We start from the raw sequence: 15,247 nt of genomic DNA, 5'->3' as shown, positions 1-15,247 counted from the left end.
TGGGTTTCAGCCTCAGAATTATGAAAGTTAAATCCGCAACAGCTTAGCCACTCACTACCACTTCCCCTGGGCAAATCACCAACAAGGCCAACTCTAGGATTTACTCAGAAACTGGTTCAGCTGGTACTTCAATGGTCTGGGAAGCCGCATCGGTTGTTTCTAGTTCGGTTACTGTAACGGCCGTGTCTTCTGCTTCAGTTTCTTCTTCTTCGGTGATGGTTCCTTTGGGAACCAGCTCTATAGTACCGTGATCTTCTAACCATTTAATGGCTTTGAGTTTGAGCAAATCGGACTCGACGAATTCCCTCAGCCGATCCGGATCTACCTCTTGACCAGCCAACTCCTTCATCAATTCTTTACTTTTCGCTTCTATTTCCGACTCTTCAACGGTTAGGGATTCACGTGTAGCTATTTCCTTAAGGGCTAGGGATTGTCGGAGGCTTTGGATGGCATCAGGACGTGATCTTTCTCGCAGCTGTGGTAGATTCTCTTCGGTAAACAGCCTTTTGACATCCATTCCCAACTGTTGCATCTGGATCGCTGTTTGGGTCAAAATTGTTTGGAGTTCCTGGTCAATTAGCGTTTCAGGCAAGTCAACTTCAACCTTTTCCAGGAGAGCGTTGATTAAAGCCTCCTCCTTGCTGGCTTGCGTTTCTTGATCAGCTTTTTCCTGAAACTCCTGCTGTAAATATTCCCGTAACTCTGCCAAGGTTTCTTTATCACTAACTTCTTGAGCGAAGTCGTCATCTAACTCTGGCAGCTCTTTTTCCTTGATTTCTTTTAGGGTGATGCTAAAGACCGACGACTTGCCAGCTAAATCTTCTAGGGGGTAATCTTCAGGAAACGTTACTGGTACTTCTTTATTCTGATCAGGATTCATACCAACGATGCCTTGAAGAATGTCCTCTAGGAACTTGCCTTCCCCAAGTTCAATTTCAAAATCCTTAGCCTCACCGTTAGGTATTACTGAGCCTTCATCCTCTTCGCTATCACCAGTAAATCGACCGACATAATCCACCACGACCACATCTCCCATCTGAGCTGGGCGTGATTCCACTGGTACTAGGGTAGCCTGCTCAACACGCCGTTCTTCGAGAAAATTCTCGACGGCATCCGGTTCAACCTTAGTTTCCTCAGCTGTCACACTTAAGCCATTGTATTCCCCTAAATTAACCAATGGTGGCACATCGACCGATGCGGTGAAGGTTAGGGGTTCCCCTGGTTTGAACTGGCTGAGCAAATCTTCTAAGGTAGAGGTTAAATTATAGTTCCCTAGTGCCTCAATTTGGGCTTGCTCAATCGCCTGCTTTAGACTACTGTCTAGCAACTCTTCGATGGCAGCAGCTTTTACCTGTTGGGCACCAAGACGTTGTAGCAAAACCTGACGGGGTACCTTACCTTGGCGAAACCCAGGAATTTTGACGGTGCGGGAAAGGTTCTGTAAAACCTTTTCATAGGCTTGTTTGGTCGTTTCAGCCGGAATTTCAATTTTCAGACCAACCTGGCTAGCGGGAAGTTTTTCCTGAGTTACTTTCATTGACGCTTGGGTGTGAAGAGTTAATTGTTTAATGAGTCGGGACAGTGGATAATCAACCAGGCTGAATCAAAGATTCGACCTGGGGACTCCTATATTACTTTAGGTGTTGCCTGCTTCGACCAACAAAATTCACCAAAAAGATTTACATTGTTTCAGCCAAGGTATTTATCCACATGCACTAGTTGCCCTAGCCGACGCGCCATCAGGGGGTTTGGCAACAAAGTCGCTAGCCACGAATTTCTCAAGGGGTTTGAGTCAAAACGCCGATCTCCAAAGGAGTAGAGGTGAACATTAACCGTTATCGAGTATCGATACAGATGGACAACCTCTACTTCGGATTGAACTAGACGGGAGAATCCAAAGCAATTATGGTATGCTGATCCTAACAACCAGTAAAGCGTGAAGCACATCTACCAGTTCCTTTACGGCAGTAGACAGAACTATCTATAGGTGGTTACTACAGCCTTTAAGCCAGCTCTTAGTCGATCAGAGCTTTTTAAGTGTACCTAACACGCCAGTCGATGACTCTGGCCCGGGCTAAATAGGGCAGTGTGAGCGATTACACTCGCGCTAATTGATAAGTTTATTATTTATGTGGTAATTCCAGGCATTTTATTAAGACGCCAAGGGAAGATAGGGAACAGGGTAAGGCCAAGAATCAATAAGGAGGCATTATTATCAACAATATTGAGACAAAAGTGCAATAGTACTGAGAATCAAGGCTTATTATGGTCATAACCCTTGGGCCATATCACATTTTGGATCAATTTTTATTGCGCTTACCCTGCTATAGCGAACCGTTATCAGAGGTTAAATACCTAGTAAGGGAAAAAAAATTTAGATACTCTTAAAGAATGCACTGATGAAATTATCAAAATATTTACTATGTTGAATTGAATGAGTGGAGGAAAGTCATTTGTCTAGTCAAGTTCGCGTTGCCATCTTAGGCGCAACGGGTGCCGTAGGTGAAGAATTACGGTTACTCTTGCAAAGCCGAAACTTCCCACTGGCTGACCTTAAGCTGTTAGCCTCACCCCGCTCTGCTGGTCGTGTCATCCCCTTTCAGGGAGAAAAGTTACCAGTGGAAGCGGTGGGAGAGCACTCTTTTGATAAGGTAGATTTGGTCTTAGCATCAGCTGGGGGGGCAACGTCGAAAGCTTGGGCGGCTATTGCTGTAAAAAGTGGTGCAGTGGTCATTGATAACTCCAGTGCCTTTCGGATGGATCCACAAGTGCCTCTAGTGATTCCGGAAATCAATCCAGAGGCAGCAGCAAATCATCAAGGAATTATTGCGAATCCCAATTGCACTACGATTTTAATGGGTATGGCAGTATGGCCATTACATCAGGTACAGCCAGTAAAACGCATAGTGGTAGCTACTTATCAATCCGCTAGTGGTGCTGGAATGAAAGCAATGGAAGAATTAAAATTACAGACTCAGGCAATTTTGGAAGGAGGAACGCCACCAACAGAAAGCTTTCCTTATCCCCTGGCATTTAACTTGTTCCCCCACAACTCCCCTTTAAATGAGCAGGGGTACTGTCAGGAAGAAATGAAGATGGTCAATGAAACCCGCAAAATATTTAATGCTCCACAGTTAAAAATTAGTGCTACCTGTGTACGGGTTCCCGTACTGCGTGCTCACTCAGAAGCAGTTAACTTAGAATTCGACCAACCCATGCCAGTGGCTCAGGCAAGAGAAATATTAGCCACTGCCCCTGGAGTAAAACTAGTAGAAGATTGGCAGGCGAACTACTTCCCTATGCCTATTGATGCGTCCGGTAATGACGAAGTACTAGTGGGTAGGATTCGACAAGACCTTTCTCACCCTTGTGGTCTAGAAATTTGGTTGAGTGGAGACCAGATTCGTAAGGGTGCTGCCTTGAATGCAGTGCAAATTGCTGAGTTATTGGTAGCCAAAAATTGGCTAAAGTCCTTAGTCCCTAGTTCTTAGTCCTTTGTCGGGTTTTGTCAAAAGTCCTTTGTCGCTCGCAAAAAGTATTCTGGCACAGAAGCTACACCAATGACTAATGAATAATGACTAATGAATAATGACCAATGACCAATGACCAATAATTAATGAGGAGTTAGAAAAGGGTGGTCAATTTTGGACGTGTGCTAACGGCGATGATTACGCCGTTTAGGGAAGATAGCAGCGTCAATTATGCTGTGGCAGAGCACTTAGCAGCTCATTTGGTTGACAATGGGACAGATACTTTGGTCGTATGTGGTACGACTGGGGAATCTCCTACCCTTACCTGGGATGAAGAGTACCAGCTATTCCAAGTAGTCCAAAAAGCAGTTGCAGGTAAAGCCAAGGTAATTGTTGGAACGGGTTCAAATTCTACAGAAGAAGCGATCGCTGCTACTGAAAAAGCTGCTAAACTAGGGTTAGATGGATCATTACAAGTTGTACCGTATTACAATAAACCGCCACAGTCAGGACTATACCAACATTTCCAAGCGATCGCAAAATCGAGTCCTGACTTTCCCCTGATGCTCTACAATGTACCGGGTCGCACAGGACAAAATCTCCAACCGGAGACGATTGCTCGTTTAGCCCAAATTCCTAATATCGTAGCTCTCAAAGAGGCTAGTAGCGACTTTGAACAGACTAGTCAAATTAGGCGTTTAACCCCACCAGATTTTGCCATCTATTCTGGCGATGACTCCTTTACCCTAGCCACCCTGGCACTAGGAGGAGCAGGTGTAGTTAGTGTAGCCAGTCATCTGGTTGGCTCCCAAATCCAACAGATGATTCAAGCTTTTGAGGAGGGTAAAACTACCGAGGCTACTCAAATTCACCTCAAGCTTTTTCCCTTATTTAAAGTACTCTTTTGTACTACCAATCCTATCCCGATCAAAACAGCACTAGAACTTCAAGGTTGGCAGGTGGGTAGTTTTCGCTCACCCCTGTGCGAACTACCCTCTGAATTAAAATCCCGTTTAAAGGAGGTTCTAATTGAGCTGGATTTAATTTAAATCAGTACTCATTTTTTGGTAACAATTACCTTTGATCAGATCTATCTTCGCTTTGTAAGGGAGGAAAGATGAATGACTGCTTAGCGAAGACTATGTTAGGGATTGCGAGGGAGATTAGTTAGCTATAAAGGGTTGATTGAATTTTGGCTTCCTTTATCCCTAATTTTTTACTATTTTTTTATTTTATATTATTTTATTTCCTATTATTTTCACGTTTATTTGCTAATAATGATTTTAGCATAAAAAGCTATACATCATTGCTTTATATGTGTAATTGATATCTATATTAAAAAGGTAATTGGTATCACTTTTATCAAATTTTTACTATCAAAAACCCCCCGAGGATTAAAATGACTAAGCAAACATCTAAACCAGCTTTAAAAATTATTCCCCTAGGCGGACTCCATGAAATTGGCAAGAACACTTGTGTTTTTGAATTCAATGACGAAATCCTGCTCTTAGATGCTGGGATTGGCTTTCCTAATGATGAGATGCATGGAATTAATATCGTCCTCCCCGATATGACCTATTTACGGGAAAATCGTCACAAAATCAAGGGCATGATTGTCACTCACGGTCATGAAGACCATATTGGTGGCATTCCCTATCATTTAAAGCAGTTTGATATTCCCGTGATTTATGGACCCCGCTTAGCCATGGCATTACTTCAAGGCAAGCTAGAAGAAGCTGGTGTAGCTGATCACACGGAATTGAAACCTGTAATGCCCCGTGAAACGGTACATATCGGTTCTTCATTCCTTGTAGAATTTATTCGCAACACTCACTCAATTGCTGATAGCTTTACCATTGCCATTCATACGCCAGTGGGTGTGATTATCCATACAGGTGATTTCAAAGTTGACCATACCCCTGTCGATGGAGAATTCTTCGATTTCCAAACACTAGCGGAACATGGGGAAAAAGGGGTCTTGTGCTTGATGAGTGACTCGACTAACGCCGAAGTTCCCGGACATACTCCATCTGAACGTTCGGTTTATCCGAATCTAGAACGGGCCATTGCCCAAGCACCAGGACGAGTCCTAGTGACTACCTTTGCCTCCTCAGTTCACCGGATAAGTATAGTCCTGGATATCGCCCAAAAACAAAACCGGAAGGTGGCAATTGTGGGTCGTTCCATGCTGAATATGATTGCCCACGCTCGTAGCCTGGGTTACATTAAATGCCCAGATAACTTGTTTGAGCCGTTAAAAGCAATTAAAAATATAGCGCCAGAAAAAATCCTGATTCTGACAACGGGTTCTCAAGGGGAACCGCTAGCCGCAATGACTCGGATTTCTAAAGGGGAACACCGGGAAATTCAAATCCAAGCAGGGGACACAGTTGTCTTCTCTGCCAACCCCATTCCTGGTAATACGATTGCGGTGGTGAATACCATTGATCGGTTAATGAAGCTGGGAGCCAATGTAGTGTATGGTCGTAAGCATGGCATTCATGTTTCTGGTCACGGTGCTCAGGAAGACCATAAACTGATGTTGGCTCTAACACGACCAAAATTCTTTATGCCGGTGCATGGTGAACATCGGATGCTAGTTAAACATGCCTTGATGGCTCATAGTATGGGTATCCCTGTGGAAAATACTGTGATTACCGACAATGGGGATGTAGTGGAGTTATCTGAGGACAGCATTAGTATTACAGGTAATGTCCCCTCAGGTATTGAACTGGTAGACCGCACTGGTATTGTTCATGACAATGTTATGAAAGAACGTCAGCAGTTGGCTGGAGATGGAGTAGTGACTGTAGCTGCAGCAATCAGTTGGGATGGCAAACTCCTTGCCAAGCCAGAAATTCATCTGCGGGGTGTGGTCTCACCGTTAGAAACATCCCTCCTGCAACAGTTGGTGATCAAAAGAATTGAACGGACATTAAGCGATCGCTGGTCAGATTTTGATAAATCCTTGACAGGGAAACCGACGGAAATTGATTGGGAAGGCTTGCAAAAGCAAATTCAAGCTGACCTCCAGCGTTTAGCTCGCCGGGAACTCAGAAGTCGTCCGCTGTTGGTGTTCTTGCTGCAAACCCCAGAGGAACCACCAGTTAAGGTCACAGGTACACGACGTCGGCGCTCTACTGCCAAGGTGGCATCATAAGCAGAAGGGTGAAGGTTCGCCCTTGGCGTCCTTTTTGCCTTATTTTCGTTCTTAATTCCCAAAAAGACTGACTTAAACACTCAGGAAACAACTCAATGTTGAAGTCAGTCTTTTTTTTTATGACATTAGATTCACTGATGAGTTATTCTAATCAGTGTGATGAGTTATTCTAATCAGTGTGATTACTCAATCCCTATTGCCAAATTGCCAAAGTTCCGTAAGACTGACCAAGCTTGGTCATTACGGATCTTGGCAGCATATCAGTAGATGCAGTTAATTACACAGATAAGCTAGTTTCACAGATAAGCTGGTACACACTAAACTGATCTATTGGAATTGATCACAGCTTGTTGGCAGTTGATCCTTAACCCTTAACAGTCAACTATGCTTTAAGCGCGCTACTGGAAAAGCTGCGCTTGCCAGTTATCAACTCTGATGCCCCTGTAGCGAAGGAGCTGAGGCTGGATTACTAAACCAAAAGCTCAGTTTATGTCCCTCGGAACTATCGCGCACCAATGGCTGCAATTGAGTAGCGTAAATGGGTATTAGCTTACCTGGTTTACACTAACTGCTATCTATAGGATTTTTCCAGGATTTTTCCTGACCTAGCCATGTTTGTGTCGATTGACTATATATATTTAATTCGATTTTAAGATCAGCTGCTGATTTCCAGCGGCGAAGAGACCCTATTCCAATAGTGATAGGGTAAGGACAAAAAAAAGGCGGTATGCCTGTAATAACCACCAATATCGGCTCTCCTCAGGCAGAGGGGGGGGTGTTATCTTGCTCTGGCAAGATATGCATAAAAATGATCCTCTGTCAATCCGGTATGAGAAAGATATCTTGTGTAGTTATATTACAGGCGACTGGATTACCGCCTACTAGTAGTATCACAGGTAAAAGACATGAGTGTATCTGATTATACAATAAGTAAGCTAATCATTACAAGCCGGGTTTGGATTAACCCAGGAACAGATTCCTCCAAGGTTACAATTCCTGCCTTACCCGGCAAGACCAGGAAGACTTTTGATCTGCTGGAGTCATTACGGCAGTGGCTGAACCAAATTGAGGTTGATAACCCCAAATTAGCCCACCGTCTCTGCCGACTAATTCCAGCCCAGTGTCCTTTTGAACGGCAGATTAAACTGTTCAATCGCACTCTACTTCGGATTCCACCATTGTGTAAACTCAATCCTGTCTATGATGAAGTGGTAGCCCTGCGCTTCCGAGCACTGTCTTATCTGGCGGATGAATGTGGTGAAGATATCACCTGTTACTGCTAAAATTCCGAAACGAGAATTTTAGCTGCGGGCGTCGGGAAACCGTGCCTATTAGAAAACATCATGGCCATTATTGCCCTAAAAGCCTGGTATCTCCAGAAATACGAACCCATCAAAGAATTGGAGAAACGCCACCATGACCTGCGTTTGAGCAAAAATAGTTTGCTTAAGTCAGGCTTAAGAGCAGATTTTTTGGATGATAGCCAGGATGTGAAAAACTCTGAATGGTTTAAGCGCTACCTAGCAGGGGAAACGGTGGAGTTCTACATAGAAGGTAGTGGGGGCTATGCCATTTCCAATATTGACTTGATTTCTCACGAGATTTACTTCACGAAGCGAGAGGTAATGGCACAACTGTCGCCAATAATCTTTGTGAGTTACCAGACTGAATACAGTGCCTCTAGTGAGGCTTTGCGTAGCACCCTGTCAGATACCCTAGACACCTTTAATCAGCGATCGCGTTTACCCCTAACCCTAGAAGAATCCCGACGCCCCATTGGTCAACCAATGCGCCTGGGGAGTACCCAGATGCGCAAAATCCGCAAAAGTCTGGTATTCATTGCTGATGGAACCCCGGTGGCTGGTCTAGCAACGGAAAACAAACCGTTACTGATCCCTAGTCCCTATGTTTGTGTGGAAATCGGCTATGCTTTAACGGCTAAGCCGACGGAACAGATTTTGCTGGTGAAAATGGAGCGACCAGATTTACCAGGACAGTTTCCTTTTGATCTGCCTAGCTACCAGCAGCTGATCTACCAAAGTCCACAGGAACTGCGCCAAATGTTGCCAACGGTGATGGAAAATTTGCTGAAACGGTTTAATTTATCAATCTAAGTAATCTGTAAATCTCAAGCAAGACTGGTGGATAAAGGACAAAGGAGGTGTAAGGGGATTTGGTGTATTGGGAATCCCTTTGAACTTGGAGCAATGACTTTTTGCCTTCCCCTTCAAGGTCGCTGATAATAGTTGGGATGGATTAAGGAGAATTTTCGATGCCAAGAACCCCAGACGAGTACGCTGTTCACATTCTTTTGTCAAGTGGTCACCGGGAAGAAGTACGGTTTGCCACAATTAAAGAGTTTCAAAAGTGGTATAGTGGCGAACTTATCCCAAAATCTAACTCTGAAGACTTCATTAGCGTACCCATTAAAAATGTTCAAGGGGAGTACATGGTAGTACGTCCTGCTCGGATCGCTGCTATCCGGGTGGAACCTATTTTCTCTGGTAGCGTCGAACGTTTTTAATGCAGCTTGACTGCTTTGACTCGGCAATAGCTGGTGATTGAATTCTTGGCAAGTATGAGAAAAACTCTAACTAGGATTTCCCTGACCATAGGAATAGCCATCCTACCGATTAGTGGTGCTGCAGTTGCTAGTGTTCCGCTGCAAGCGGTTCAACTAGAGACTGTTCAGTTCAATCAGGATCCATTGGGTTTAGATGAACAGCTTTGGAAGCGTCCTGGTGGTAAGTCAGGGGACTGGCGAGCCATGTTGAGGGCGATAGACAATAGCTTGCGTTATCTGAAAACCCCTAGTGCGGCTAAGGCTTACCAAAACTATTCCGTACCAGGAGTAACTCGCGATCGCGTCCGCCGTTCTCTAGTCCGTTTCCGCCAACTCCTGATCAAGTCCCCTACTCCTAAAGCGCTGCAAGCAGCCATCCAACAAGAGTTTGTCTTTTACAAGAGTTTGGGGAAGGACAATCAGGGAACTGTTGGGTTCACGGGTTATTTTGAGCCAGTGTATGCTGGGAGTCGCACACCTAGTGCTGAGTATCGCTATCCCCTTTACCGACTACCTTCTGATTTCCAACGTTGGCAAAAACCTCACCCAACCCGTGCGGCATTGGAAGGATGGGATGGTTTAGGGAAAAATAGCCCACTACGAGGGAAAGAACTAGTTTGGTTACGCGATCGCTTAGAGGCGTTTTTGGTTCACGTTCAGGGTTCAGCGCGAGTTAGAATGCCGGATGGCACCTTGATGAGCGTGGGCTATGCCGGTAAGACGAGTCATCCCTACACTAGTATCGGGGGACAACTGGTTAACGATGGCAAGATGGAGCTAGAAGGGCTAACCCTGCCTGCGGTGATCGATTATTTCCGCACTTCACCGACGGAACTGAGTCAATATTTACCCCGCAATAAAAGTTTTGTGTTCTTTCGGGAAACCAGGGGGGCACCTGCTACCGGTAGTCTTGGTTTGCCAGTAATGGCTGAGCGCTCGATTGCTACCGATAAATCTATCATGCCTCCAGGAGCCTTGGCCCTTATCCAGACTAGTATCCCTTATCCCAATGCTGTAGGTCAGTTGGAATCTAGGCTAGTCAGTCGCTATGTGTTGGATCAGGATACTGGTAGTGCGATTAAAGGGCCGGGTCGAGTGGATATATTTATGGGTACTGGTAAATTAGCAGGTAATCGGGCAGGGCTGATTAATGATACGGGAGAGTTATACTATTTGTTGCTGAAAAATTAAGACCTCAAAATAGGCGTCAAGCTTTACCTATAAACTTTAATTATAAAACTATACATAAAACTATACATAAAATTATAAATAAAACTATATTCGAAAACACACCTGATCACCTACATTACCCGTTGAAACTGAGAAGAAAGGCTAAAAAAACGAGGTAGGTCAATATGAGTCGTTTTCAAGGGTCAAACCAAAATTATTTCAGTCAGCTTGATGTGGTTGCTGTGATGTTTTTCAGTTCTTTTGTACTTGGCTTTATTCCTATTAATATTGGTTTTAACCAAAACTTACCAGTTAATGAAGATTTTGTCAATCCAACAGAAGTAGAACTTTGGGGGGTTGAACTTTCCCCCGGCTTAAAGCACGGGGGCAGCCCGTTAACCTAATTTCCCTTATCAATCTCCCACAGTGGCAATTGTTGAATTGGGTCTAACTGGACATTCTTTAACCCTGACTGGGCAAAAGCATATTCCTTTGGTTGCCATAAGGGTATTAAGGGTACATCCTTTGCTAACAGTTCTTGGATCTCAGCAAAAATCTGCTTTCGAGCGGCTGGATCTGATTCCTGACGCTGTTGCTGAATCAGTTTATTGATGCGATCGCTATAGTAAAAGGATCCTTGAGAACGACTGGCTCCGGCTTCACACCCTTTCCCTTCCGAACCTTTAGTACAACTGACTAAGGGCTGAATAAAGTTATCGGGGTCAGAAAAGTCAGGATACCAATCGACTAAAGCACTCTGATAAACTCCCTTACCTAGATTGCCAAAGAAATTCGCTGACTCCACAGTTTGGGGCTGGATTTCCACAATTCCCCCAAGTTCCTGGGCAGCATATTCTTTCAGAAGACTCGCAAGTTGTTGCCGGGTTGCTGAACCTGAGGAATACCAAATTTCTAATGTCAACGGATTGTCTTTAGTAAATCCCGCTTTGGCTAGCAGTTCTTTGGCTTTGGCAATATTACCGTCACCGTAGGCGTCTTTAAAGGTGGGCTTGGAGACATCAAAGCTAGTGGGAATGATACTAAAGGCTGGTGCAGCTTGGTTTCTTAGCACCCGGTCGTTGATCAGTTTACGATTAACAATCGCAGCGATCGCTTGTCTGACTTCTGGTTTATCCAAGGGTGCCATCTGAGTATTGAGCACCATGTAGTTAATATTATTGCTGGGAGATTCTATGACTTGCCAACCACCAGAAGCTGCTCCTTTTTGCAAACTGAGGATTTGATCGGGATCTAAACTTTGATAACCAATGTCTACAGCACCGGTCTTGATGGAATTGAATAAATTAGCCGAATTGGTGAGGATTTGAACGTTTAATCCCTGATTGGGGGGTTTTTTACCCCAATATTCTTCAAACACATCTAGGCGAATCCCATTAGGACTAAACTTGACTAGCTTATAAGGACCAGTGCCTACAAATTTGGTCGGTTCAAATTTACCACTACCAATTTCATAGGCATTGGGGGAAACAGCACAGGTTCCAGAAAAAGCTAACAGTGCTGGAAAGGCAGCGAAGGGATTTTTGATTTTAATCGTCAGTTCGTACTCTCCAGAGGGTTCAATCGAATCTACCAAACCTTCCAGTAGAGAAGAGGGCTTGCCACCATTTTCGATAAACCGACGCAAGGAAAATGCCATGGCTTCAGCGTTAAATGGGGTGTTATCATGAAAGACTACACCTTGGCGTAGGGGAATGGTATAAGTTAAGCCATCCTTGCTGATGGTAGGCATAGCAGTTGCCAGTTGTGGCACTAATTCTGAGGTACCCAGCTTGTAGGTATAAAGGCGATCGCCTAAGCTGTAATGGATGTTACTAGCTGCTAGTTCGTAGGCATCGGCTGGATCGAGGGTTCTCGGTTTTAGGGTAGTACCGATGGTGAGTCTATTACTGTTACTGGTGATGGAGGAACCTGTCTGTTGATTGCTCGGAGAACCACCACAACTAATAATTAGGAAACAGCTACAGAGGAATAAAGCTAGGAATTTGGTAGTTGACCAGTGTTTGCGGGATAGGGTAAACCAGTTCATGCTTTGGTAATTGTGATTAGCGACGAGTAATTTCTTATCGTAGCTATCTTATAACCAATTTCAAAAAATCTAGCGTTGTAGAATACAGCGATGATTGATCGAGAGGGGGGTTCTTCCGTAATTAGTATGCTAATTTAGCCTAAAAAATAAACTATCAAAATATCAAAGCTATATAACGTAGTAGGTTTATTTAATTTAACTTATTATTTTAGAAAATGTACCGAATAGCCATATTATTTAATCCTCAATCCTAAGCAGTCAAACACAAGCTGATAGCTGTTCGCGTAGCGTGCGCGTAGCGCATTACCTAAGAGCTTACCTAATACCTGAGAGCTTACCTAATTTGTGAATAATTGTTACAAAAAAACCTACTTTAGTATAAAAACACCCAGCTTAACCTGAATAACTAATTAGATCCCATAACTCCTAGCTAACTACCGTTGGATGAAAACACTTCCCCACTTACTACACTCAGCACTCAGCACTCAGCACTCAGCACTCAGCACTATTGTCAAATCGGGATTAAATGGGAATATAAAACACAGATATAGCGATATGTGGCAACCCAACATAAAACATCTTACCCCAGAGCAAGAGACTTTAATTTCATTTTATCAAGAAAAATGGCACAACTTATCTTTTTTAACTGGAGTTATTGATCGTCACGAAGCAACACTAGCCATAAACGCTGCCTATACAGCCATTGGCAAACCAGTACCAGATATTGTTTTTTGTGATAGCCCTTACGGTTTTTTTAAAATTATCCTGAACCAACTCCAGCAACACATTGACAGCCAACTAGAGAGTAAACTCCAGCCACGACTAGAGAGTCAATTAATCAGTCAACTACGGCAACATCTCAACACCCAACTCGGCAAAGAACTCCAACAAGAGCTACTCTACCAACTCGGGCAAAAGCTTAACATTAAACGGATTAGCCGTCAACTTGAAGAGAAACTGTGGCAACCCTTGGACACGTCCATGGGAACCCAACTACACAGGCAATTGCAAAACCAATTGTTATATGAACTAGATACCTCAAAAGTTAGCCAACAGCGAATTCGACTGGGCTTGCAAGTACTTGAACAACTTGGGACTGAATTGAGACTATTCATGTCACCCTTATACTGGAGTATTTACAGTAGTCGGTTTGACTTTTATATTTCCGTCTTAAATTGCCCTCACCATCAAACCACATGGCAAATATTCCAATCCCTAGCCAAACACTGTAGTTGGATGTTCCCATTTGAAAACATCTGCTTCGTTTGCGATCGCCCAACCAAGCTCTCCTTTGACACTCAACACCGCCTTCATAGAGAAGGACAGCCAGCCATGGAGTTTGCCGATGGATTCAGCTTATACTCTTATCATGGCGTGAAATTACCAGAAAAATACGGTAAAGTCAACCCCAAGCAGTGGCAAGCTGGGTGGCTTTTAGAAGAACCCAACGCTGAACTTAGGCGAGTCCTGATTGAGGGGATTGGTTACGCCCGAATTTGCCAAGACCTAGAAGCACAGCGATTAGATTCCTGGGAAGAATACACCCTATTAAAAATTAATAACGATATCGATATCGAGCCAATTTTTCTACTCAAGATGACTTGTCCTAGCACCAACTTTGTTCACATTATGCGAGTGCCGCCTCATGTAGAATCAGCCCGTGAGGCAATTCGCTGGGTAAATTGGAATACTGATCCAGAGGAATTTTTAGTCCAGACTTGAGTCCAACTCAGGTTAATATCAAGTGGTTAATACCAAAGTTGCCTTCAAACATAGCACCATTCCCATCACCAGGGATAAGAGGGAGCAGGACTTACGGAACGACTCTAAGGGACTCTAGCTGTAGGGTGCCTTAATAACGCAGCCTACAACATCAGCGCGTTTGTTGCCCAGTTTGGCGTAAGTCTTGAACTTGCACAAATGGTGCAACTGTTTTGTGGTTGAAGGGTGACCTTCAACCTACCCAACAAGGGACGCCTGGGCAAGAACAACCTTCAACCTTGAAAATGTATATGGGAGTCAGGATTGTTTTAGTAGAACCCGCTGGTCCATTGAATGTGGGTTCTGTAGCACGAGTGATGAAAAATATGGGGTTATCGCAGCTCGTGCTAGTGAATCCTCAGTGTGACCATCTCAGCCAAGACGCACAGCAGATGGCAGTGCACGGGGTAGATATCTTAGAAAAAGCCCAAGTCGTAGCAACCATACCAGATGGCTTAGTCGGGTGTCAAAGAGCGATCGCAACCACCGCTCGTAGCCGCGCCATCCCCACTACTCTCGAACATCCCAGAACCGCCTTACCCTGGTTATTGTCAGCTGGCGTAACCTCTGCCCTGATTTTTGGGCCTGAATCTAGGGGATTGAGCAATGATGAACTCAATCATGCTCAGCGGTTTGTCCGGATTCCCACTAGTTCCACCTATCCAGTCTTAAACCTAGCCCAAGCCGTAACAGTGTGCTGTTATGAACTTTATCAATATCAACTTTATCAAAGTACACACCAGCCATCACCCGTCCCAAGTCAACCCTTATCCCCCGCTCCCCCCTACCAAGATTCTGCTCCTTTGGACCTGATAGAACGCTACTCTAACCATCTAGAAGCCCTACTATTGAAAATTGGTTATCTTTACCCCCATACCAAAGCAGCACGGATGGAAAAGCTGCGACGTCTATTAAACCGAGCAACCCCCACCACAGAAGAGATCAACATGCTCAGAGGAATGGTCCGCCAGGTAGAATGGGCGCTACAATTTTTGCCAAAGTCTGGGGTAGATGATCCATCAAAACCAAACCAGTCCTAAAATAGGCTTGCATAGGTTCTATTGGAGGTGTGATAG

At 44.3% G+C, this 15,247-nt stretch carries 12 protein-coding genes; 10 read left to right on the top strand and 2 right to left on the bottom strand.

The window, feature by feature from the left end:
* Window positions 1-100 precede the first annotated feature (100 nt).
* Window positions 101-1,537 carry a trigger factor gene (tig, locus tag F6K38_RS09490; protein ID WP_287313036.1) on the bottom strand — a complete coding sequence of 479 codons (1,437 nt, stop codon included), beginning with the start codon at window positions 1,535-1,537 and terminating at the stop codon, window positions 101-103.
* A gap of 916 nt (window positions 1,538-2,453) precedes the next feature.
* Between tig and F6K38_RS09485 the strand changes: the two genes are divergently transcribed.
* The 8 genes from F6K38_RS09485 (at window position 2,454) to F6K38_RS09450 (ending at window position 10,767) form a co-directional block, all read left to right on the top strand.
* On the top strand, window positions 2,454-3,491 hold the full coding sequence (locus F6K38_RS09485) for an aspartate-semialdehyde dehydrogenase (RefSeq protein WP_044493596.1): 1,038 nt from the start codon (window positions 2,454-2,456) through the stop codon (window positions 3,489-3,491).
* A gap of 143 nt (window positions 3,492-3,634) precedes the next feature.
* Window positions 3,635-4,519: a 4-hydroxy-tetrahydrodipicolinate synthase gene (gene dapA / locus F6K38_RS09480; protein WP_044493598.1), complete on the top strand. Its 885-nt coding sequence runs from the start codon at window positions 3,635-3,637 to the stop codon at window positions 4,517-4,519.
* 350 nt (window positions 4,520-4,869) lie between these two features.
* Window positions 4,870-6,630, top strand: coding sequence for a ribonuclease J (locus tag F6K38_RS09475; RefSeq protein ID WP_287356505.1), 1,761 nt, complete (start codon window positions 4,870-4,872; stop codon window positions 6,628-6,630).
* A 905-nt stretch (window positions 6,631-7,535) separates the two neighbouring features.
* Window positions 7,536-7,913 carry a Mo-dependent nitrogenase C-terminal domain-containing protein gene (locus tag F6K38_RS09470; protein WP_008185771.1) on the top strand — a complete coding sequence of 126 codons (378 nt, stop codon included), beginning with the start codon at window positions 7,536-7,538 and terminating at the stop codon, window positions 7,911-7,913.
* A 60-nt stretch (window positions 7,914-7,973) separates the two neighbouring features.
* Window positions 7,974-8,744, top strand: a complete 771-nt coding sequence (locus F6K38_RS09465; protein ID WP_008185773.1) for a hypothetical protein — start codon at window positions 7,974-7,976, stop codon at window positions 8,742-8,744.
* Window positions 8,745-8,902: 158 nt separating this feature from the next.
* Window positions 8,903-9,154, top strand: a complete 252-nt coding sequence (locus F6K38_RS09460; RefSeq protein ID WP_008185775.1) for a hypothetical protein — start codon at window positions 8,903-8,905, stop codon at window positions 9,152-9,154.
* Between the two features lie 54 nt (window positions 9,155-9,208).
* Window positions 9,209-10,384 (top strand): murein transglycosylase A, encoded by a 1,176-nt coding sequence (mltA, locus tag F6K38_RS09455; protein WP_008185777.1) that lies wholly within the window; start codon window positions 9,209-9,211, stop codon window positions 10,382-10,384.
* A 164-nt stretch (window positions 10,385-10,548) separates the two neighbouring features.
* The gene (locus F6K38_RS09450) at window positions 10,549-10,767 is read left to right on the top strand and encodes a hypothetical protein (RefSeq protein WP_008185779.1); all 219 of its coding nucleotides are present in this window, start codon (window positions 10,549-10,551) and stop codon (window positions 10,765-10,767) included.
* On the opposite strand, the gene F6K38_RS09445 is transcribed toward F6K38_RS09450, so the two are convergent.
* Window positions 10,764-12,410 carry an ABC transporter substrate-binding protein gene (locus F6K38_RS09445; protein ID WP_008185781.1) on the bottom strand — a complete coding sequence of 549 codons (1,647 nt, stop codon included), beginning with the start codon at window positions 12,408-12,410 and terminating at the stop codon, window positions 10,764-10,766. The two genes, F6K38_RS09450 and F6K38_RS09445, sit on opposite strands and share 4 nt — an antisense overlap.
* 555 nt (window positions 12,411-12,965) lie before the next feature.
* Here F6K38_RS09445 and F6K38_RS09440 point away from each other — a divergent pair.
* Both F6K38_RS09440 and F6K38_RS09435 read left to right on the top strand, forming a co-directional pair.
* Window positions 12,966-14,132, top strand: a complete 1,167-nt coding sequence (locus tag F6K38_RS09440; RefSeq protein WP_008185782.1) for a DUF6745 domain-containing protein — start codon at window positions 12,966-12,968, stop codon at window positions 14,130-14,132.
* A gap of 284 nt (window positions 14,133-14,416) precedes the next feature.
* Entirely contained in the window at window positions 14,417-15,211 is a 795-nt protein-coding gene (locus F6K38_RS09435) for an RNA methyltransferase (RefSeq protein ID WP_044493650.1), read from the top strand.
* Window positions 15,212-15,247: the final 36 nt, after the last annotated feature.

This window comes from Moorena sp. SIO3B2, assembly GCF_010692525.1.
GTDB lineage: Bacteria > Cyanobacteriota > Cyanobacteriia > Cyanobacteriales > Coleofasciculaceae > Moorena > Moorena producens.
Note: the sequence above shows the minus strand (reverse complement) of the source record. Positions and strands in the feature narration are given on the sequence as shown.

Excerpts from the sequence above, each read along its gene's own strand:
- tig (WP_287313036.1), bottom strand. The coding sequence starts at position 1,537 with ATGAAAGTAACTCAGGAAAAACTTCCCGCTAGCCAGGTTGGTCTGAAA.
- F6K38_RS09475 (WP_287356505.1), top strand. The coding sequence starts at position 4,870 with ATGACTAAGCAAACATCTAAACCAGCTTTAAAAATTATTCCCCTAGGC.
- F6K38_RS09470 (WP_008185771.1), top strand. The coding sequence starts at position 7,536 with ATGAGTGTATCTGATTATACAATAAGTAAGCTAATCATTACAAGCCGG.
- F6K38_RS09465 (WP_008185773.1), top strand. The coding sequence starts at position 7,974 with ATGGCCATTATTGCCCTAAAAGCCTGGTATCTCCAGAAATACGAACCC.
- F6K38_RS09460 (WP_008185775.1), top strand. The coding sequence starts at position 8,903 with ATGCCAAGAACCCCAGACGAGTACGCTGTTCACATTCTTTTGTCAAGT.
- mltA (WP_008185777.1), top strand. The coding sequence starts at position 9,209 with ATGAGAAAAACTCTAACTAGGATTTCCCTGACCATAGGAATAGCCATC.
- F6K38_RS09450 (WP_008185779.1), top strand. The coding sequence starts at position 10,549 with ATGAGTCGTTTTCAAGGGTCAAACCAAAATTATTTCAGTCAGCTTGAT.
- F6K38_RS09445 (WP_008185781.1), bottom strand. The coding sequence starts at position 12,410 with ATGAACTGGTTTACCCTATCCCGCAAACACTGGTCAACTACCAAATTC.
- F6K38_RS09440 (WP_008185782.1), top strand. The coding sequence starts at position 12,966 with ATGTGGCAACCCAACATAAAACATCTTACCCCAGAGCAAGAGACTTTA.
- F6K38_RS09435 (WP_044493650.1), top strand. The coding sequence starts at position 14,417 with ATGTATATGGGAGTCAGGATTGTTTTAGTAGAACCCGCTGGTCCATTG.